Raw genomic sequence first — 19,944 nt, 5'->3', positions numbered from 1 at the left:
CTCTCTGCTAACTGCTCTCATTAAACTCTAGCCTAAATTGGGCATTCTTGCGGTGTTAAGGCTGATATTCGTTTCAGCCTTACTCCCTTTAGATGACTGTACTATTCCAGCACAGCGCGGTAGATATTGAGCACTCGCTCGGCATGTTCCTCAACCTCTAACACAGGTAACAGCCCCGCCTTTTGTTGCAGAGTCAGGCGATGATTTTCATCCCTGAGTAAGCAATAGGTTTGGGTTAAATGCTGGGCACTCATCATAGGTAAGAGTTCAAGCTCAGCCAAAACCCCAAAAATCCGCACATTGTCAGACCAAATCGTCAGCTCAGGATACTCATGGGCATTAGCCAGCACTAAGTACTGGGCGATAAACTCGATATCTGCAATACCGCCGGGACTCTGTTTTAGATCAAACATGCCATCGCTGGCTTTGAGCAAGTGATCGCGCATCTTCTGACGCATCTCGCGTACCGCTTTTTGCAGCTCAACTTTATCCCGTGGTTTTTCTAATATCGCAGCGCGAATTTGACTAAATTTTACCGCTAAACTATTGTCGCCGAAAACAAAACGCGAGCGCACTAAGGCTTGATGTTCCCACGTCCACGCCTCGTTAGCTTGGTATTCGCCAAAGCGTTCAATCTCACTGACCATCAAACCCGAGGCGCCAGAAGGACGCAAACGCATATCCACCTCATACAACTCACCCGAAGTGGTACGAGTAGAGAACAAATGTAGAATACGCTGGGCAAGTTTGAGGTAGAAATGGCCAACTTCAATCGGCCGTTCACCATTGGTCTGGCTGTTATCTGCTTTGTTTTCACACAGGAAAACTAAATCGAGATCGGAGCCGTAACCCAATTCGATCCCGCCAAGCTTGCCATAACCAACAACGGCAAAACCTGTGTCATTGCCCTCAAGGTGAGCGGGCACGCCATGGCGCACTGAAACCTGTTGCCACGCCTGCATCACCACTTGCTCTATAATGGCTTCGGCTAAAAAGGTTAAGTGATCGCTCACTTGCATCACAGGTAAAACCCCAGTGACATCGGCGGCGGCGATTTTAAGTTGTTGTGACAGCTTAAATTGTCGCAGCGCTTCCATCTGCTGCTCCATATCATCCTCGGGCACACGCAACATGTACTGGCGCAGCTCGCTAGGATAATCATCGATGGAGGTTGTGTCATAAAGCTGCGATGGATCGATAAGCTCATCGAGCAACATGGGAAACTTAGCCAACTGCGCGGCAATCCAAGGACTGGCGCAGCAAAGGCTCACTAACTGTTGCCGTGCGCCTGGGTTTTCACACAAAAGCTCAAGGTAAGTGGTGCGAGTTAAAATCTGCTCCAGCACCTTAGACACGGGCTCAAAGGCAGCCGATGGACTCTGTTGATTAATCAACTCTTCCAATAATCTTGGCATTAATTTATCTAAGGTTTCCCGCCCGCGTGGACCAATGGAACGCTTAGTGACCGTTTCACGCCAACTGCTGAGCATAGGGCACAGCTTGTCATCGTCAATTTGCTGTTCGGCCAATAGCGCGACGGCATCATCAATATCTTGCACATGCCACAGCTGCGTTGTCCAATGCTCGGCCTTTTCTTCGCCTTCTTCACCGCCCACTGTGGCTTTAAAGTGACGATGGATTTTGCTCATTGCCGCTTCGATATGGGTGCGTAAATCGACCTCGTTGGCCATATCGAGCACATGGCACAATCGCGCCCAATCGAGTGGATTATTCGGCAAGGTTTGGGTTTGTTTATCGTCTATGGCTTGCAGTAAATTCTCCACTCGGCGCAGCAATAAATAGCTGTGTTTAAGCTCATCCACAGCTAAATACTCAAATTGCCCTAAGCTGTAGAGCGTATCGATAGCGCCGAATAAACTCTGCTGGCGCAGTGCAGGCTCGCGGCCACCACGAATTAATTGGAAACTCTGCACCACGAACTCGACCTCACGAATACCGCCCGCGCCGAGTTTAATATTGTCGGTCAAATGACGGCGACGCACTTCTTGGGCGATGAGCTGCTTCATTTTTCGCAGGGATTCAATCGCTGAAAAGTCGATATAGCGCCGATACACAAAGGGTCTGAGCAGGCTGTGTAATTCATCGGAGAAATGGCTCCAAGGTCCGAGCGCACGCGCCTTGACCATGGCATAGCGTTCCCAATCTCGGCCCTGTTCTTGGTAATAATCCTCAAGACCACTAAAACTCACCACCAGCGGGCCACTTTCACCGTAGGGGCGCAAACGCATATCCACGCGGAACACGAAACCATCGACGGTAACTTGGTCGAGCAAGTTCACTAGCCTTTGTCCCATGCGGATAAAAAATTGTTGATTGTCTAAACTGCGACGCCCACCGACGGTTTCACCATGTTCAGGGAAAGTGAAAATCAAGTCGATATCGGAGGAGAAATTGAGCTCGCGGCCGCCTAACTTACCCATGCCTAAAATCAGCAATGGCTGTGCATTGCCTTCTTTGTCCATCGGCGTGCCGTATTGGGCGCACATATCTTTATAGAGCCAATCGCGGGCGCAAATCACTAACGCTTCGGCAAGCGCCGACAGATCGAGCAGGGATGCTTCTAAACTGGCGTAGTCTAAAAAGTCACGCCAAGCTAAGCGCACCATTTGGTAGTTACGAAACCGTCGCAGGCTGGCTTTTGCCATCTCTTCGGTTGTGGCGCTACTCAGCACTTCGTGTAACTCAAGATCAAAGTTTTTACGCTCAATCAAGCTTAACTCGCCGGCAAACAGCCTGTTAATCCACTCGGGATGTCGGCATAACTGGGCCGTCACGTAATCACTGAGCCCTAGAACCGTTTTGAGTTCTTGCTGCTGGGCAGGTGTTAATTGCGCGAGTCCTTCGGACCATACTTCCTCTAACCGCAGCCAATTGTGCTCAGCGGTTTGATTAACGAGAATAGACAATGACTTATTACTGTCTTTTTGCATGGTCATAATAATCCCTAACAAATTTAGCTATCGACATATTATGTCGTAAATGATATAGATTGACGCCACATCATGTTATGTTCGACGAGACTTGCAGCTACCTGATGTAGCACACAAATAAAGGTATCCCCTTTTATCTGTGGCATTTAAGGGTACTATAACCTGCGCGGCAGGCATATTGGGCAAGCAGATTATTATTGCCTGCAAGTATTTGAGTTTTATTTCATTACCATTTGGAGAAAACATGGCAGGAATGCTAACCCGTGTTCTCACATCGATACTGTTTTTAACCGTTACGCTATCGCTGACGGGTTGTGGCGATGACAGACCGGATAAAATCGCGAAGTATCAACAACTCACGCAGCAACGCCTAGCAACACTCACGACGATGATCGATGACGGTCAGTTGCGTAACGCTAACCTCTTAAAACAATACACCACACTGTTAAAGCAGCAGAAACCCGATTTAGCGCCTCTGCTTGATGAATTAGCAAAGGATTCTGGCACCCAAGGCCCCATGTATACCTCGCTGAAACGTCGTTTAGATGAATCGAAAGTGGCGAGTAACTTTGCCGATCTCGATCAACAGCTGGCCGAAGCGGAAAATCTTTATCAAGCCGCTGATCCCAGTCTGTTTAACGATATGTTGTCAGATCCTGTCAACGTGGTCGCCGATATGTCCGACGGCAAACTGGCCCGCGTGAATGCGATTAGCCGTGAGGCCGCAACATTAGCCAATGGCGGTGAAGATTTTGGTCCTGGTAGTCAACTGGTTGGTAATCCGTCTTACGGTAACTGGCAAACCGATTCGAGCGGCACGTCGTTTTGGGCTTGGTATGGCATGTATTCGATGTTTTCGAATATGTTCAATCGCCCGATTTCCTACGATCGTTGGTCGGGTAACCGAGGTTATAGCTATTACAATGACGTAGGTCGTTATCGCTATACCTCACCCAAACAAGCGGATGCGCAAAATAAGACCTTCGAACAAACGAAAAAACGTTTCGATTCCCAAGGTAAGCGCTTCGACAGCCCTTATGCCAAACCGCGTACCGGTGGCACGGCGTTATCCCGTGAAAGTACCAGCACGCCTAAGGCCAGCAACACCACGAGCGCAAGCAAGAGTTCGAGTAGTAAGTTCCGCTCTAACTATGCTAAAGACAGCAGTTTCCGTAATTCCAGTAATCGCACGACCCGCAGTGTGCGCCGGGGCAAGTAACTAAGGATTTCCAATGACACTATTTCAGGATTTCGGTATCACACCAGAGCTAGCCATCATTCTGGCTATCGATCTCACCATAGCCGTGATTTTGCTAACGCTAATGCGTTATTTGCAAGGTTGGAGCGTAAAGGTTAACAGCAGTAAAGAACTGGCGGAGCGTGATAACTTTGCCTTCGGTATCAGTACCGCGGGCGCCGTTGCCGCACTGGGTATAGTGCTAACGGGCGCTATCACTGGTGCTGCTGCGCACTCTTATCTGAATGAAGCCATTGGCATGAGCGCCTACGGTTTATTCGGCTTAGTGCTGATTAAACTGGGTCGTTTCCTCCACGATAAGATTGCGTTAAACGAGTTCGATAAGAACGAGCAAATCATCAAAGGTAATGTGTCTGTCGCGATTGTCGATGCCAGTGCCGCCATCGCCACTGCGATTATTATCCGCGCCGTGTTGTTATGGGCAGAAGACTTAACCCTAGATACCTTTATCGCTATCTTCAGCGCCTTTGCGATTTCGCAGTTGATGTTAGTGCTACTGACGCGCTGGCGTGAAAACCGTTTTGCGAGCCGCAATCAAGACTCGTCAATGCAGCAAGCCTTAGTACAAGGCCATACGGCATTAGCACTGCGTCATGCGGGTTATATGATAGCAATGGCGCTGAGCTTTAACGCTGCCAGCCACTTTATTATATTTAATCCAACGGCTTATGTGACTAACGTGATCGGTTGGTTAGTGTTCTCAGTCATCATGCTGATCGCGCTTTCCTTACTGCTGTTTGTCGTGAAGAAACTGGTATTAGCCCGTATCGATTTAGCCGATGAAGTGGAAAGACAACACAATATCGGCATCGCCGCCGTTGAAATGGCGATCAGTATCGCTATCGCACTTATCCTCACGGCACTGATGGCCTAATAGAATGCAAGAAACCAGCTTAACCCCCTCGGCGGCTAAACCTAGCCGCCTAGGTTGGTTCGACGATGTCTTATTATTGGGCATTATGGCCGTATTAGCAGGCTGCGGCCTGATTTACGAATATCTTTTATCCCACTATGCGGGGCGCATTTTAGGCGCATTAGAAGCCGCCATCTACACCATGATTGGCTTAATGATAGTCTCCATGGGGCTAGGTGCCTTCGCCGCCCGTAAGATCCGTGATGCCTTTACCGGTTTTGTGATCTTAGAACTCACAGTCGCACTCTGCGGCTCACTCGCCATTTTAATCACAGCGGCGGTGATTGGTTTCGGCCAACAACTGCCCTTGATGATTGCCAACACCTTAGGTTTACCACCAGATCAACTACCCGAAGGCGGCATGATAGGCTCGCTACAAAAACTCAGCGAATACTTACCCTATGTGTGGGGCGTGTTGCTGGGCCTGATGATTGGTATGGAAATACCACTGATCGCCAGAGTGCGCCAGTCTCTTTCTGACGAGCATTTGCTGCACAATGCGGGGACAATTTACGGCGCCGATTACATAGGTGCAGGCATAGGTGCTGCCATTTGGGTGGGCTTTATGCTCGCCATCGATATCCAACTTGCCGCCGCCTTAACTGCCAGCTTTAACCTGTTGGCGGGTTTTGTGTTTATCTGGCGCTTCTGGCCTAAAATCCGCCGCCCTAAACTGCTTTTGACTGGGCACTTTATCGTGACAGGCATTTTACTCGTGTTAGCCATCCACGGCCCACGCTGGGAACAAGAATTTAATAATTTGCTCTATAAAGACAAAGTGGTTTACGCCAAGGCGACACGTTTCCAACAGCTGACCTTCACCGAGCGACTTCGCGGTAACGGTCTGCCGCCCGTTTATGCGTTATACATCAATGGTCGCTTACAGTTTTCTAGCATAGACGAACACATCTACCATGCGTTTCTTGTGCACCCTACACTCGCAGCCAGTGCCCGCCATAACAAGGTGTTGATCATTGGCGGCGGCGATGGACTCGGTCTTAAGCAAGTGTTGCGCTGGGAGCCTGAGCAAGTGACGCTGCTCGATCTCGATGTCGGCCTAGTGCAATTGTTTAAGTCGCCCGATACAGATATGCCCGAGCGTTTGAGCCGCGCTATGTTGACGCTCAACGGCAATGCGCTAAACGATCCCCGTGTTACTGTGATCAACGACGATGCATTTAATGGCGTCGATAAACTGATTGCCACAGGCGTGAAATACGATGCGATTATCGTGGACTTGCCCGATCCGAGCCATCCCGATCTTAATAAGCTGTATTCGGATTATTTCTACCGTAAATTAAAGGAACTTATGAGCAGTGATGGCGCTCTGACTGTACAGTCAACATCGCCTTACCATGCCCCTAAGGCCTTTATTTCGGTAGCAAAAACCTTGGCATTGGCAGGATTTGACGTCAAACAGTACCATCATAATGTGCCCAGTTTTGGCGAATGGGGCTGGAGTATCGCCACCGCAGGTGGGCTCGATGCACAACACAGATTAGCTAAGTTAACTGAGCTGCCCATCAAAGATGACTGGCTCACCTTAGGTTTAGTGGATGGCGCGTTTGAGTTCCCAGCAAATTTTTATCAAGATGCCGCCAAAATAAAACCCAATGAATTGGGTTCGTTGCAGCTGTATCACTACCATTTGCAAGATTGGTCCGAGAATCAGGGACTGAATCTTTTTTAATAGGATGAGATAGTGCTTGACATATTATGTCTCAGTGCTATCTTTGAACACAGACATAATATGTCAATAAGGACAAATATGAATATCCATACCCTTGCCAATCACCTCAACAGTCTTGGCAATAATAGCCAAACCGGCTTTCAATTCGATTGTTATCCTATTGATGGCGAAGTCGAAGTACTGCAAGTGAATGTGGTTGGCCGTGAAGAAATACCGGTATTCGTATCGGTGACGGATAACCAGATTCTTTGCATCAGTTACCTGTGGGGCGAGAACGAAGTAAACCAAGAACGTCGCAGCGAAATGTTTGAAACCATGCTAGAACTCAACATTCCGATGCCCTTGTCAGCCTTTGCGAAAATTGATGACAAATACGTAGTTTACGGCGCGCTTTCACTGCAATCTAGCATGCTCGAAATCGAGCAAGAATTAGCAGTTTTATCCGATAACTGTTTAGAAGTTATCGATGAAATGGTCGACTATCTAAAATAAGGAGCCACAAAATGGGCATTCTGAATAAAATTTTAACAGCGTTTCGCGGTGGTGCCACCGAAGTTGGCCAAAGCATCGTTGACGCAAACTCAACGCGTATTTTCGAACAGGAAATCCGCGACGCCGAAAAACATTTAACCAACGCTAAGCGTGAACTGACCGATGTCATGGCGAAAGAAATGCAAGCCAGCCGTGAAATCGACCGCCTGAAGCGCTCGATTGCCGAGCACGAAGGGTATGCGACTCAAGCATTGGACAAAGGTAATGAAGCCCTAGCAATTGAAGTCGCTGAAAAAATTGCCCAGCTCGATCAAGAGCTTGCTGAGCAGCAAACTGCCAACGATAGCTTTAGCGCCCATGCAGCACGTTTGAAAGACTTAGTGAAGAAAACCGAGCGTCAACTGTCTGATTATCAACGTCAGCTGAGCATGGTTAAAACCACTGAAAGCGTGCAAAAAGCCACGGCAACCATTACTGACTCGTTCGCGTCTAGCAACTCTAAGCTGCTGAACGCTAAAGATTCACTTGAGCGCATCAAGGCACGTCAGCAACAGTTTGACGACCGCCTGAAAGCGGCAGAAACCTTAGCCGATGAAAACAGTGACAAGTCACTGCAATCTAAGCTAGCCGAAGCCGGTATTGGTGAGCAAAAGTCGAATGCAAATGCTGTGCTAGACCGAATTAAAGCACGTAAAAGCTAAGCAATGATTGACCGAATGCCGAGTCTCAGTGGGATCATCACCCCCTACTGACCTCGGCATTTTTTTGTTTCATCCGCATATAATAATTGACCACTATTGCCCGTTACGATCCGCAGCCAATCGATTTGAAGCCGCACGCGAGCATAGTCAGCAGGAGTCACTATGGGGTTTTTCAATAGTATTTTTGGTAAGAAAGCAGCGCCACAGCGCGAGCTCAATCACCCATCCCAGCTCAATGTGGGCGACATGATCTCAATTGATGACAGCTTTGCCCTGCCGCCACAACTTCGTGGTCAACAATTGAGGGTAGAAGCCGTACATACTTATGAGTCTGAACGTAATCAGCAAGCCGAATGGTTACTTAAAGGCCATGGTAGCGACACACTCTTTTTAAGCATCGAAGAAGACGACGAAACCTATCTCGCCTTCTCGATTAAAATTTCCCGCGCCCAAGTGGAACAATTATTCGATCTTGAGCAGTTCAGCGCCCTGTTCGATGAACCGGGTCATGCCGAGTTAACCACGAAAGAATTACCAGCCGACTTAGCTGAAAAACTGCAACAATGGCTTGGAAAGCAATATCACCAAGTGACGTTTGCCGCTTTTGGCTATTTCCATCGTCAGGACTACCGCGGCCAAAGGCCACCACAAGACGCCAATGGCGCCACGGGTGAGCCCTTCGAGTACTATTTACTGCTCGATGACGATGAAAGCCGCGCCGTCGAAGTGGAAGTCTACGAAGGTGGCGATACAGATGTTGTCTTGACCTTATATCGCCCACTGACGGATATTCGGGAATACTGGCCAGCGAAATAAGCCAAAAATAAGATAAAGTGCGCGCTCGCACTTTATCGATAATCCCAATACAATCTCACAGATAAGCGCTAGAAACGGTTGATAGCAATAGGTAATACGCCATGAGTAAGACCAAACACCCTCTCCCCGAGCAATGGTTAAAGAACCAACAAGCCGCGAAAGCAACGCAAGTCGCCTTTGATCTCGATGAAAAATTTCAATACTCAATTCGTAAAGCCGCGTTAGATGCAGGAGTGAGCCCTTCGGATCAAATTCGCACGATTTTGGGCCTAAGCGTGTCGAAACGACCAACGCGTCCACGTCTTACTGTGTCACTCAATGCCGATGACTATGTACAACTGGCAGAAAAATATGGTTTAAGCGCCGATTCGCAGCTAGAAATTAAACGCCGAGTCCTCGACGATTTAGTTCACTTTGTAGATAAGAAATAACTCCCACAAACATTGCACAGGCTATTGAATATATAGCCTGTGCAATTAATTGACGAAATTCGATTTTATTGGCTTAGACAATTTACTCACAGCCTAAAGTCTTTTACTTTAGTTGAGACATTCGCCGCACTTAACAGGGATCATGTTTGGCATGACAGATAAAACCCCATGGTCACTTCGCACCCTTGGCAGCCCTTCTCCATTCGAAATGGCGATGATGTTGCTATCCTTGCTGTCGGTGATCATAGTGCTCGTCATGACCTTCGGCCGCCTCGATAGCGAAACCTACCGCTTACTCTTTTTCGTCGATACCAGCATTTGTATGATTTTCATGATCAACTTCTTTATTGGGTTGTTCAGAGCTCGCGATAAACGCTTTTTCATTAAACACCATTGGATTGATTTTATTGCCAGCATTCCGGCAATTGAAGCCCTGCGGATGGCACGCTTGTTCCAAATCCTGCGGGTAATCCGCCTGATCCGCATGAGTCGTTCACTGCTGCTTCCACTGATCAAACAACGTAAACAAGCGACCTTAGCCAGTTTGCTGGTCGCCATGGTGACGATTCTAACCTTAGCCTCAGTGATCATTTTGATCGTCGAGAGCGGCACCGAAGGCGCTAATATCCAAACCGCAGAACAAGCGATTTGGTGGGCGTTAGTCACTATCTCGACCGTCGGTTACGGCGATTATTATCCGGTGACGACAGCTGGCCATATCATAGGCGGTATTGTGATTGTCAGCGGCGTGAGCTTTTTTGGGGTGATCTCAGGTTATATGGCGTCGGTATTTGTCGCGCCCGATGAAACTGAGCGACAGGAGCGCCAAGAGGCCCATAAAGCCGAAATAAAGTCAGAACTCGAATTAGCCTTAGCGAGAATGGAAGAAAACCAGCAAAAGATGGAACAGAACCAAGCGCAAATGCTCGCAAAAATTGCAGAGCTGAAGCAAGTTATCGAAAACAGAAACAACTGATTTAGCTAGTAATTGGCTAATAATAGAAAGGGCTCAAGCCAATATGGATTGAGCCCTTAGCATTATAGGGCCGAGTTAGGAACAGTGCTACGCCAGTCAACGGCTTAGCATCAGTTCAACGTTATAAACATAACCCTACCAATAGGCCTGTTGTTGCATCGCATTACGGCGTGTCGATTCCATGGCAAATAACAAACTTTGCTGTTTATCTTCCAGCCATTCAGTTAAATCAATATCCAACGCTCGGCTCGCATCCTGCACCGCGCGGTAGCAGGCTAAGGTTTTAATCCCGAGTACCAAATCTTGCCAAGGTGCACGAAATGCATCCCGTGATTTCGCCTCATACAAACTGCCATAGGCATGACCGACTAAGATACTCTCATCAAGCACTGCAGCCACTTGCAGGTAATTTGCACTGGTCATGACACTATTGAGTGGCATGACATCAAGGATTGCCACCCAAGAGGCTTGCTGAGCGCGGTCGGCATGCTGGCGTAAGCTAGGCTGATTACTGATGTCCACTTCACCTGCACTGATCTTAAGCAATAGTTCAACTATCGCCAGCTGTAATCGACCATATTCAGTTTGTTGCCACAGGGAAAGTAAACGCCCCTTCAGATTCATCTCAGTCAGTTGCACCATAAGCCGCGCGTTAACTTGGGCATGTTGGCCAAGTTTTGCGAACAAGCCCCTTTGGCTCCCAAGCAAGGCGGTCAATGCCTGTGCCTGCTCGATAAAATCGAGCTGTTTTTCAATCGACATGAATTGACTAGAGAGTTTCACATTCAATAACTCGAACTGACTTAAGGTCATACGCAGCAAACGAATACAGGCACGCATTCGCCACCACAGTGCCACACAGGCTTCGGGTTCGCTTTCCTCTGCAATCATGCTTTCTATTAATTGCCAACGCTCAAGCGCGGTTTCAAGCAGGATTTGGCAGTTTGCACTTAAATCCTGTGAAGAAGAATCATGTGACTCTGTCAGTGGCAAAAATTCCAATGCGTTTAAATCGAGCGGCTTAGCTTTACCCGCTAATCGATAGCCGCGCTGTGCTTTACTGGCTTTACCTAACCGCACAGGCACCACGCTCGCCACTTGCATCGCCAGCTTAAGTAGTGCCTCAGTATCGCCACTGAGGAGTTCAAACTCGAGCTCACACAGCGCTTCTTGCTGACCATTGGCGGTGATTTCACCTATGTCTAACGCCACTTCGACCAAGCTATTATCAATTTGGACATGCCAAGCACGGCGATAAAAATCGGTGTGAAATATACAGGTCAACTGGGCTTGTGTGGCGGCTAAATCCGCATCGGCGGGCCAAATACTGGCTGGGAATAGACTTAAATCTGGGCTATCGGCTTGGATAGTCACATTATATTCGGGCCGCGAATGAATCCCGCCCACGACTTGCCCAGCGGTTTTTATGGTCTGCTCTCTATGTGCATCGTAACCGCGCACCCGCAAACCCATGTCCCACTGACGCAGTTGTAAGTCAGGTGTGTCGAAGTAACCATTCGCCAAACGACGTTTACCTTGGGGGACGGCATTATCGAGACTATCTAACTTATTTATCAGGGATTCTTGATATATCGGCAGGAAAAACAGTTTTAATTCAATCTCAGCATTCATTGCGTTACCGCTCATTTTGTCATCAAACATTCATTGATGCGTCATCTTTAGTTCATAATGTCACAAATGTGTCATAAAAATCCCGTAGGATTTGGTTTTGCAGTTGGTATATAACCCGTTAGAATAAAGCTGTCGTTTTTTCTGAAAAAACACAGTTTCAATACGCGGACGCATAGGTTAACATGCGCCCGCTTTTTCCAATAATGGAACAATCTAAATAGGTAAACGGCAATGCCAGTAAACTCTATTTTGGGCGTGTTTGCAAAATCGCCAATTAAGCCTCTTCAAGAGCACATGGACAAAGTACACGATTGCGCATCGTTACTCGTCCCCTTTTTCGAAGCCACTATCACAGGTAACTGGGACAGTGCAGTTCAATTACGTAAGCAAATTAGTTTAGCCGAGAAGCAAGCAGATTCACTGAAGCGTGAAATCCGCCTGACTCTGCCAAGCGGTTTGTTTATGCCAGTAGAACGTACAGATTTATTGGAACTTTTAACTCAACAAGACAAGATTGCCAACAAAGCAAAAGATATTTCTGGTCGTGTTATCGGCCGTCAGCTGTTAATCCCTCAGGTCATGCAAGTCCCTTTTATTGCTTATCTACAACGCTGTATTGATGCGGTAGCACTAGCAAAGCAAGTCATTAATGAACTCGAAGATCTGTTAGAAACAGGTTTCCGTGGTCGTGAAGTCGACTTAGTGGCAAAAATGATCAACGAACTCGATATCATCGAAGAAGATACTGACGATCTACAAATTCAGTTACGCCGTCAGTTATTCGCCATGGAATCTGAATTGAATCCTGTCGATGTGATGTTCCTCTACAAAACGATTGAATGGGTCGGTGGTCTTGCAGATCTTGCCGAACGCGTCGGTTCACGTCTTGAGCTTATGCTGGCTCGCGTTTAACAAATAAGGTTATCAAGGTATCAATATGGTTGATGCAGGTATTGAGGTGGCTAACGTCTTAGTCACCAATGGCCCGTGGCTTATTGCCGTTGCGGCTGCATTTGGTTTTCTCATGGCATGGGGTATTGGCGCCAATGACGTTGCCAATGCGATGGGAACCTCTGTAGGTTCAAACGCAATTACGATCAAACAAGCGATTATTATCGCGATGATCTTTGAGTTTGCGGGCGCGTTTTTAGCGGGTGGCGAAGTCACCAGTACAATCCGTAATGGGATTATTGACCCCAGTTACTTCACTAATACACCTGAATTGCTGGTTTACGGCATGATAGGTTCGCTATTAGCGGCAGGTATTTGGTTAGTCGTCGCGTCTGCTTTAGGTTGGCCAGTATCGACTACACACTCTATCGTCGGCGCCATTATTGGTTTCGCGGCTGTTGGTGTAGGCACTGATTCGGTTGAATGGGGCAAAGTAGGCGGTATCGTAGGTTCTTGGGTGATTACCCCTGCAATCTCAGGCTTTATGGCATTTATCATATTCCAAAGCGTACAGAAGCTTATCTTCAACACTGATGACCCATTGAGTAATGCTAAGCGTTATGTGCCTTTCTACATGGCATTTGCTGGCTTTATGATGTCTTTAGTGACCATCCTTAAGGGCTTATCCCACGTGGGTATTCACTTAAGCGGCGCTGAAGCTTATATGTTAGCGGGCGCAATCGCGGTTGTGGTTGGTCTAGTGGGTAAAGTGGCGATTTCACGTTTAAAAATGAGCGACAAAACTGACCGTCAAACTCAGTTCAAAAACGTTGAAAAAGTGTTTGCGATCCTTATGGTACTGACAGCCTGTTGTATGGCTTTCGCCCATGGCTCAAACGACGTTGCCAACGCGATTGGTCCTTTAGCGGCGGTTGTTTCTGTCGTTAACAGCGGCGGTGAAATTGCATCAAAATCGCCATTAGTCTGGTGGATTTTACCTTTAGGTGCCGTAGGTATTGTGATGGGTCTGGCGATTTTTGGTCAGCGCGTTATGCAAACCATAGGTAAAAACATCACTCACCTGACGCCAAGTCGTGGTTTTGCGGCTGAATTAGCAGCGGCTTCGACAGTGGTTATCGCATCAGGCACAGGCTTACCTATCTCTACCACACAAACCTTAGTCGGTGCGGTATTAGGTGTGGGTATGGCCCGTGGTATCGCAGCGATTAACATCGGTGTAGTGCGTAATATCGTTGTGTCTTGGGTTGTGACCCTACCTGCAGGCGCAGGCCTATCAATCATCTTCTTCTACATGATTAAAGGTATCTTTAATTAAGAAGTTTCGCTAAATAAGTTGCTGAAGTTAAGCAGCATTAGCGCCTAGGACTAGAAGGTCATAGGAAAGATTGAGTGAAAAGGGAATGGTCATAGCATGGATGCAGTAAAGTTGAGGGAAGTCTATGACTTCCCTCTTGCATTACAGGCCTCAAATCCCTAGCATGTGCAGACTATTTCGTTGATGAGAATACAAAAGTGTTAAGACTCCTGACTCTGGTGGGAATGATGTTGCTGTCTTCCAACCTGCTGGCCGAAGGCCAATCCCGTTACATTTCGGATAACGTGTTCCTTTATCTTTTAGGTGGTCCTGGTACTGAGTTCCGAATTCTTGGCTCAATTGAAGCCGGTCAACCTGTGACACTGCTCAACGAAACCCAAGGTGATTACTCTAAAATCATCGACCATAAAGGCCGTGAAGGTTGGGTACAAACTAACTTAATCAGCTCGACTCAGAGTTTCCGTGAACAAGTGCCAGCGTTAACCACTGAGCTTGCACAAGCTAAAGCTAAGCTAGCGGAAGTATCAAGTTCAACGGATAACCACGCCGACGAAGTGACCGAATTGAAGGCTAAGCTAAGCGAGTTAGAAACAAACCTAGCCAAAACCACTCAAGAGCGTGATCAACTGAAGAATGCTGTAGATCGCACCGCCCAAGACGAGCGTTTTGAACTTTGGCGTCAAGGTGGGTTAATCGCAGGTTTAGGTTTAATCCTAGGCATTATTTTAGTGTATTTACCCAGACCACAACGTCGTAGTAAAAAACGTTGGATGTGAGTCTGACACACAAAAAGTCTTAATTTACCTTCCAAAAGCCAGTGTTTTCAAACACTGGCTTTTTTGTCAATCAAGCGTTACATCTACTTATTAACAAGCCAATCAAACAAGCTTCACAATCTTTCACGCTATAGTGTTGTCCGTCACATTTTGGTTGTATAATCGGCGCGCGCAAACCTTCATATTGTATACAAAATATCAAATGCGTTTGGCGCCTCCCAATTTGTTTCAACAATAGCGCCCCAATAACGGCCAAGATGGAAGCGATAACTATGTTCAAAGCGAGTGAAGTGCTGGCAGGCCGCTACGATTCTGCCAATCTCGACGAACTGTTCAAAGCGATCAGCGACAACTACATTGTCGATGAAGAACAATACTTGTCAGAGTTGATCAAACTAGTTCCCTCAAGTGATGAAGCCATAGAGCGCGTCACTCATCGTGCCCACGAACTGGTTAACAAGGTTCGTCAATTCGATAAAAAAGGTCTGATGGTTGGCATAGATGCCTTCCTGCAACAGTACAGCTTAGAAACACAGGAAGGCATTATCCTGATGTGTTTAGCCGAAGCGCTGCTGCGTATTCCTGATGCGGCCACTGCCGATGCACTGATTGAAGACAAGCTTTCAGGTGCTAAGTGGGATGAGCACATGAGTAAGAGTGATTCTGTACTCGTTAACGCATCGACCTGGGGCCTTATGCTCACGGGTAAGATTGTTAAACTCGATAAAAAAATCGATGGCACCCCAAGTAACTTACTGAGCCGCTTAGTTAATCGTCTCGGCGAGCCAGTGATCCGCCAAGCCATGATGGCCGCGATGAAGATCATGGGTAAGCAGTTTGTGCTGGGCCGCAACATGAAAGAAGCCCTGAAGAACAGTGAAGACAAGCGTAAGTTAGGCTATACCCATTCATACGATATGCTGGGCGAAGCGGCGTTAACTCGCAAAGATGCAGAGAAATACTATACCGATTACGCCAATGCGATAACCGAGCTCGGTGCTCAAAGCTATAACGAAAATGAATCACCGCGCCCAACGATCTCAATCAAGCTATCGGCATTGCACCCACGTTACGAAGTGGCCAATGAAGACCGCGTTTTAACTGAACTGTACGATACTGTTATCCGCCTGATTACACTGGCTCGCGGCTTAAATATCGGTATTTCTATCGATGCTGAAGAAGTCGATCGCCTAGAGTTGTCACTGAAACTGTTCCAAAAACTGTTTAATTCAGATGCAGCAAAAGGCTGGGGATTACTCGGCATTGTGGTCCAAGCTTACTCTAAGCGTGCCCTGCCAGTACTGGTTTGGTTAACGCGTCTTGCCAAAGAGCAAGGAGATGAAATCCCCTTACGTCTGGTAAAAGGCGCCTATTGGGATAGCGAACTGAAATGGGCCCAACAAGCTGGCGAAGCCGCTTACCCACTTTACACTCGCAAAGCCGGTACTGACGTTTCTTACCTCGCCTGCGCCCGCTACTTGTTATCGGATGCGACTCGCGGCGCTATCTACCCACAATTTGCTAGCCACAATGCGCAAACCGTTGCGGCGATTTCAGATATGGCGGGCGATCGTCACCATGAGTTCCAACGCTTACACGGCATGGGACAAGAGCTGTACGACACGATTTTGTCGGAAGCTGGCGCCAAATCGGTACGTATTTATGCGCCCATCGGTGCCCATAAGGATCTACTGCCCTACTTAGTGCGTCGTCTGCTGGAAAACGGCGCTAACACGTCGTTCGTCCATAAGCTTGTCGATCCTAAAACCCCCATCGAGTCATTAGTGGTGCATCCGCTAAAAACGCTGACGGGCTATAAAACCCTGGCTAACAACAAAATCGTATTACCTGCCGATATTTTCGGTAGCGAACGCAAAAATTCCAAGGGACTCAATATGAACATCATTTCCGAATCTGAGCCGTTTTTCGCAGCTTTAGAACAATTTAAAAATACCCAATGGCAAGCGGGTCCTCTGGTTAACGGTAAAACTTTAACTGGCGAACATAAAACGGTTGTTAGCCCATTCGATACCACTCAAACCGTGGGTCAAGTGGCCTTTGCCGATGACGCAGCCATAGAACAAGCACTGGCATCCGCCGAAACGGCATTTGCCTCTTGGGCACGTACGCCAGTTGAAACCCGTGCATCAGCACTGCAAAAGCTAGCGGATTTATTAGAAGAAAACCGTGAAGAATTGATTGCACTTTGTACCCGTGAAGCGGGCAAGAGCATTCAAGACGGTATCGACGAAGTCCGTGAAGCCGTTGATTTCTGTCGTTACTACGCAGTACAAGCCAAGAAGATGATGGCGAAGCCTGAACTGCTTCCTGGTCCAACGGGAGAGCTAAACGAACTCTTCCTCCAAGGCCGCGGCGTGTTCGTGTGTATCAGCCCATGGAACTTCCCACTGGCTATCTTCTTAGGTCAAGTGTCTGCGGCATTAGCGGCGGGTAACACAGTTATCGCAAAACCCGCGGAGCAAACCTCGATTATTGGTTACCGTGCAGTGCAACTCGCTCACCAAGCAGGTATTCCTGTCGAGGTGCTGCAATTCCTACCGGGTACAGGTGCGACTGTGGGTAACGCAATTACGGCCGATGAACGTATCGGTGGTGTGTGCTTTACCGGTTCAACTGGCACGGCAAAACTGATTAACCGTACACTGGCCAACCGTGATGGCGCGATTATTCCTTTAATCGCCGAAACTGGCGGTCAAAATGCCATGGTGGTTGACTCTACTTCTCAGCCAGAACAAGTGGTTAACGATGTGGTTTCATCGTCATTCACTAGCGCAGGTCAACGCTGTTCAGCATTGCGCGTACTCTTCCTCCAAGAAGACATCGCCGATCGCGTGATCGAAGTGCTGCAAGGCGCAATGGATGAGTTAGTGATTGGCAACCCAAGCTCAGTGAAAACTGACGTAGGCCCAGTGATTGACGCCACCGCCAAAGCCAACTTAGATGCGCACATCGACCACATCAAGCAAGTCGGCAAGCTTATCAAGCAAATGCCGCTTCCTGCTGGCACTGAAAACGGTCACTTTGTTTCGCCAACGGCGGTTGAAATCGATTCGATTAAAGTGCTTGAGAAAGAACACTTTGGCCCAATCCTGCACATTATTCGCTACAAAGCAGCCGAGCTAAGCCAAGTGATCAACGAGATCAATAGCACAGGCTTTGGCTTAACCTTAGGTATCCACAGCCGTAACGAAGGCCATGCCCTTGAAGTTGCAGATAAAGTGAACGTGGGTAACGTGTACATTAACCGCAACCAAATCGGCGCAGTGGTGGGTGTACAGCCTTTCGGCGGTCAAGGCCTGTCAGGCACTGGCCCTAAAGCCGGTGGCCCACACTACTTAACTCGTTTTGTGACTGAAAAGACTCGTACTAACAATATCACCGCCATCGGTGGTAACGCGACGTTGTTATCACTGGGTGATGGCGAAGAATAAACTCGCGCACCTAATAACGCCTGCTAAAAAGCCAGACTGAGTCTGGCTTTTTTATTTGCTAATGAATGCTTATACCTAAATTCAATTCGAGAAATGAACACAGGAATCAGTGGCTTCCCCATCATTTTTTAGAAATAGCTTTTAGAGACCTGAGCATTGTAGGAGTCTTCGCATTTTCTATTTGAGTTTATCAATAAAAATCAAAGTCGTGGGGCTTCACCCCTCACCCGACCAAGGAGGACTGCTCGTCCTATCCTCCTTGGATGCTCCAAGACGCCCCTAGCGAAGTTACATGCATTTAATACTGGCTTCGTGCTTATTCGAAAATCGCTAACGCTTCCGATGGTATATCCTCTTTCCGTTCAACAGAGAGTCCGAAAGCTAGCGAGGCATCCATGCCTCGCTCACGCGATTTTCTTCGACGCCCTTCAGCAACTTCGCAGGGGAAGGTGAACTTCTGAGATTACAGTGCTAACTGTTAATCTGAAAAAAGTTCTGCCTGTCCTTCTTTGTGAGCATTGGCCTTGCTATGCCCGAGGTGACCATATGTCTTGATAAATTACAAATTATCTCGTTAATTCCTGAGCATACCTGTCGCTAAATTTAACAATGGATGTCCCAATAAAGTTTCACGGGATACTTTTCTGCCCTGACTTATTAGTTACTTAATTTATAGTTTTTTGGAGCTTTTTGTCTGAATCATTTTTCGATTTATTGTTAGTTATTTCCTTATGCCAAATCTCAATTTCGTTCTTTGACTTAAGTATTTCTTCATCTGATAACAAACTTTGAACGTGAGGCAAGTATTTATCGACAGCAGAATTTCCTAGTTCTTTCGATACAATTAGAAGGCTATAGGCTTGCAATATGTCTTTCTTGACGCCCAACCCCCTATAAAAATGATTGGCTAGCCTTTGGGCAGCTAAGGCATTGCCGTTTAATAATGCACGTTTGCAATACTCAAAAGATTTTCCGTAATTGATTTCCGTACCCCAGCCATTTTGATAATAATCACAGACTTTGCGTTGCTCTGTATCGTCGCCTTGCGCAGAAGCTGCCAAATGCCATTTAAGAGCTTTTTCATAATTTATTTCAACGCCTTCACCCGTTTCATACGCAGATGCTAAAAATATTTGTGAAGGACGATCTCCTAAACTAGCTCCGGAGGAAAAAGCTTCAAATGCTTGTATGAAATCATTCTTCCCCGTTACTACGCCATCTTTATGCATAATACCAAGATGAAAATATGCATTACCTACATCATGTTTTGCTGCAAAGGAAAAGTACTCAAATGCTGTTTGGTAGTTCTGTTCGACTCCTTTCCCATATAAGTAAAAGACCCCTAGAGCTGATGCACATTTTGGTTGGTTTTCTGCACAGATTTTTAAGTCGTTCATGTCAATTTTATTTGAGATAACTTCAACATTAGGAGGAGTAAAAGATATATTTTTAGTCGAAGTATCTGTTGAGCTTTTGGCTTCAACAAGACCAGTAACTGTGGTTAAGGAGATCATAAAAATAAAAGACTTAAGCATATTGGTTCCTTCCTTATGGTCTAGATGATCTTGTTACAGTGGTTATTATAATAAGTCATTTGGCAGATACGATATTAGCATACATATCTTTATC

At 47.1% G+C, this 19,944-nt stretch carries 15 protein-coding genes; 12 read left to right on the top strand and 3 right to left on the bottom strand.

Annotated elements, in window-relative coordinates; translation table 11 throughout:
* Positions 1 to 101: 101 nt before the first annotated feature.
* On the bottom strand, positions 102 to 2,957 hold the full coding sequence (glnE, locus tag AC5YB3_RS15985; protein ID WP_494525695.1) for a bifunctional [glutamate--ammonia ligase]-adenylyl-L-tyrosine phosphorylase/[glutamate--ammonia-ligase] adenylyltransferase: 2,856 nt from the start codon (positions 2,955 to 2,957) through the stop codon (positions 102 to 104).
* A 238-nt stretch (positions 2,958 to 3,195) separates the two neighbouring features.
* Between glnE and AC5YB3_RS15980 the strand changes: the two genes are divergently transcribed.
* From AC5YB3_RS15980 to AC5YB3_RS15945, 8 genes are all read left to right on the top strand, one after another.
* Positions 3,196 to 4,170: a hypothetical protein gene (locus tag AC5YB3_RS15980; protein ID WP_494525694.1), complete on the top strand. Its 975-nt coding sequence runs from the start codon at positions 3,196 to 3,198 to the stop codon at positions 4,168 to 4,170.
* A gap of 13 nt (positions 4,171 to 4,183) precedes the next feature.
* Complete coding sequence (locus AC5YB3_RS15975) at positions 4,184 to 5,083, top strand: DUF350 domain-containing protein (RefSeq protein WP_006085958.1); 900 nt, start codon at positions 4,184 to 4,186, stop codon at positions 5,081 to 5,083.
* Positions 5,084 to 5,087: 4 nt separating this feature from the next.
* Entirely contained in the window at positions 5,088 to 6,812 is a 1,725-nt protein-coding gene (locus tag AC5YB3_RS15970) for a polyamine aminopropyltransferase (RefSeq protein WP_107946619.1), read from the top strand.
* Positions 6,813 to 6,890: 78 nt separating this feature from the next.
* Positions 6,891 to 7,304, top strand: a complete 414-nt coding sequence (locus AC5YB3_RS15965; RefSeq protein WP_007645549.1) for a YjfI family protein — start codon at positions 6,891 to 6,893, stop codon at positions 7,302 to 7,304.
* Positions 7,305 to 7,315: 11 nt separating this feature from the next.
* The gene (locus AC5YB3_RS15960) at positions 7,316 to 8,005 is read left to right on the top strand and encodes a PspA/IM30 family protein (RefSeq protein WP_106649569.1); all 690 of its coding nucleotides are present in this window, start codon (positions 7,316 to 7,318) and stop codon (positions 8,003 to 8,005) included.
* A gap of 162 nt (positions 8,006 to 8,167) precedes the next feature.
* A complete protein-coding gene (locus AC5YB3_RS15955) occupies positions 8,168 to 8,821 on the top strand; it encodes a DUF4178 domain-containing protein (RefSeq protein WP_220775920.1) in 654 nt (217 codons plus the stop codon).
* A gap of 101 nt (positions 8,822 to 8,922) precedes the next feature.
* Positions 8,923 to 9,252, top strand: a complete 330-nt coding sequence (locus AC5YB3_RS15950; protein ID WP_106649567.1) for a hypothetical protein — start codon at positions 8,923 to 8,925, stop codon at positions 9,250 to 9,252.
* Between the two features lie 151 nt (positions 9,253 to 9,403).
* Positions 9,404 to 10,228 (top strand): ion transporter, encoded by an 825-nt coding sequence (locus AC5YB3_RS15945; protein ID WP_106651766.1) that lies wholly within the window; start codon positions 9,404 to 9,406, stop codon positions 10,226 to 10,228.
* Positions 10,229 to 10,363: 135 nt separating this feature from the next.
* Here AC5YB3_RS15945 and AC5YB3_RS15940 read toward each other — a convergent pair whose 3' ends face one another.
* Positions 10,364 to 11,860: a CYTH domain-containing protein gene (locus AC5YB3_RS15940; protein WP_494527197.1), complete on the bottom strand. Its 1,497-nt coding sequence runs from the start codon at positions 11,858 to 11,860 to the stop codon at positions 10,364 to 10,366.
* Between the two features lie 231 nt (positions 11,861 to 12,091).
* On the opposite strand from AC5YB3_RS15940, the gene AC5YB3_RS15935 reads away from it, so the two are divergent.
* From AC5YB3_RS15935 to putA, 4 genes are all read left to right on the top strand, one after another.
* Positions 12,092 to 12,772 (top strand): TIGR00153 family protein, encoded by a 681-nt coding sequence (locus AC5YB3_RS15935; RefSeq protein WP_105251552.1) that lies wholly within the window; start codon positions 12,092 to 12,094, stop codon positions 12,770 to 12,772.
* 25 nt (positions 12,773 to 12,797) lie between these two features.
* Complete coding sequence (locus tag AC5YB3_RS15930; RefSeq protein WP_006082932.1) at positions 12,798 to 14,087, top strand: inorganic phosphate transporter; 1,290 nt, start codon at positions 12,798 to 12,800, stop codon at positions 14,085 to 14,087.
* Between the two features lie 227 nt (positions 14,088 to 14,314).
* Positions 14,315 to 14,863, top strand: a complete 549-nt coding sequence (locus AC5YB3_RS15925) for a TIGR04211 family SH3 domain-containing protein (protein ID WP_259216056.1) — start codon at positions 14,315 to 14,317, stop codon at positions 14,861 to 14,863.
* A 257-nt stretch (positions 14,864 to 15,120) separates the two neighbouring features.
* Positions 15,121 to 18,315, top strand: coding sequence for a bifunctional proline dehydrogenase/L-glutamate gamma-semialdehyde dehydrogenase PutA (putA, locus tag AC5YB3_RS15920; protein ID WP_494525693.1), 3,195 nt, complete (start codon positions 15,121 to 15,123; stop codon positions 18,313 to 18,315).
* A gap of 665 nt (positions 18,316 to 18,980) precedes the next feature.
* Here the strand turns inward: putA and AC5YB3_RS15915 are convergent.
* Positions 18,981 to 19,850: a tetratricopeptide repeat protein gene (locus AC5YB3_RS15915; protein WP_494525692.1), complete on the bottom strand. Its 870-nt coding sequence runs from the start codon at positions 19,848 to 19,850 to the stop codon at positions 18,981 to 18,983.
* Positions 19,851 to 19,944: the final 94 nt, after the last annotated feature.

It is taken from the genome of Shewanella sp. 1311 (assembly GCF_059338235.1).
Note: the sequence above shows the minus strand (reverse complement) of the source record. Positions and strands in the feature narration are given on the sequence as shown.

Bases quoted from the DNA above. Each gene is read 5' to 3' on its own strand.
- AC5YB3_RS15915 (WP_494525692.1), bottom strand. From the start codon at position 19,850: ATGCTTAAGTCTTTTATTTTTATGATCTCCTTAACCACAGTTACTGGT.
- AC5YB3_RS15955 (WP_220775920.1), top strand. From the start codon at position 8,168: ATGGGGTTTTTCAATAGTATTTTTGGTAAGAAAGCAGCGCCACAGCGC.
- AC5YB3_RS15960 (WP_106649569.1), top strand. From the start codon at position 7,316: ATGGGCATTCTGAATAAAATTTTAACAGCGTTTCGCGGTGGTGCCACC.
- AC5YB3_RS15970 (WP_107946619.1), top strand. From the start codon at position 5,088: ATGCAAGAAACCAGCTTAACCCCCTCGGCGGCTAAACCTAGCCGCCTA.
- glnE (WP_494525695.1), bottom strand. From the start codon at position 2,957: ATGACCATGCAAAAAGACAGTAATAAGTCATTGTCTATTCTCGTTAAT.
- AC5YB3_RS15965 (WP_007645549.1), top strand. From the start codon at position 6,891: ATGAATATCCATACCCTTGCCAATCACCTCAACAGTCTTGGCAATAAT.
- AC5YB3_RS15930 (WP_006082932.1), top strand. From the start codon at position 12,798: ATGGTTGATGCAGGTATTGAGGTGGCTAACGTCTTAGTCACCAATGGC.
- AC5YB3_RS15925 (WP_259216056.1), top strand. From the start codon at position 14,315: ATGTTGCTGTCTTCCAACCTGCTGGCCGAAGGCCAATCCCGTTACATT.
- AC5YB3_RS15975 (WP_006085958.1), top strand. From the start codon at position 4,184: ATGACACTATTTCAGGATTTCGGTATCACACCAGAGCTAGCCATCATT.
- putA (WP_494525693.1), top strand. From the start codon at position 15,121: ATGGAAGCGATAACTATGTTCAAAGCGAGTGAAGTGCTGGCAGGCCGC.
- AC5YB3_RS15980 (WP_494525694.1), top strand. From the start codon at position 3,196: ATGGCAGGAATGCTAACCCGTGTTCTCACATCGATACTGTTTTTAACC.
- AC5YB3_RS15945 (WP_106651766.1), top strand. From the start codon at position 9,404: ATGACAGATAAAACCCCATGGTCACTTCGCACCCTTGGCAGCCCTTCT.
- AC5YB3_RS15940 (WP_494527197.1), bottom strand. From the start codon at position 11,860: ATGAATGCTGAGATTGAATTAAAACTGTTTTTCCTGCCGATATATCAA.
- AC5YB3_RS15950 (WP_106649567.1), top strand. From the start codon at position 8,923: ATGAGTAAGACCAAACACCCTCTCCCCGAGCAATGGTTAAAGAACCAA.
- AC5YB3_RS15935 (WP_105251552.1), top strand. From the start codon at position 12,092: ATGCCAGTAAACTCTATTTTGGGCGTGTTTGCAAAATCGCCAATTAAG.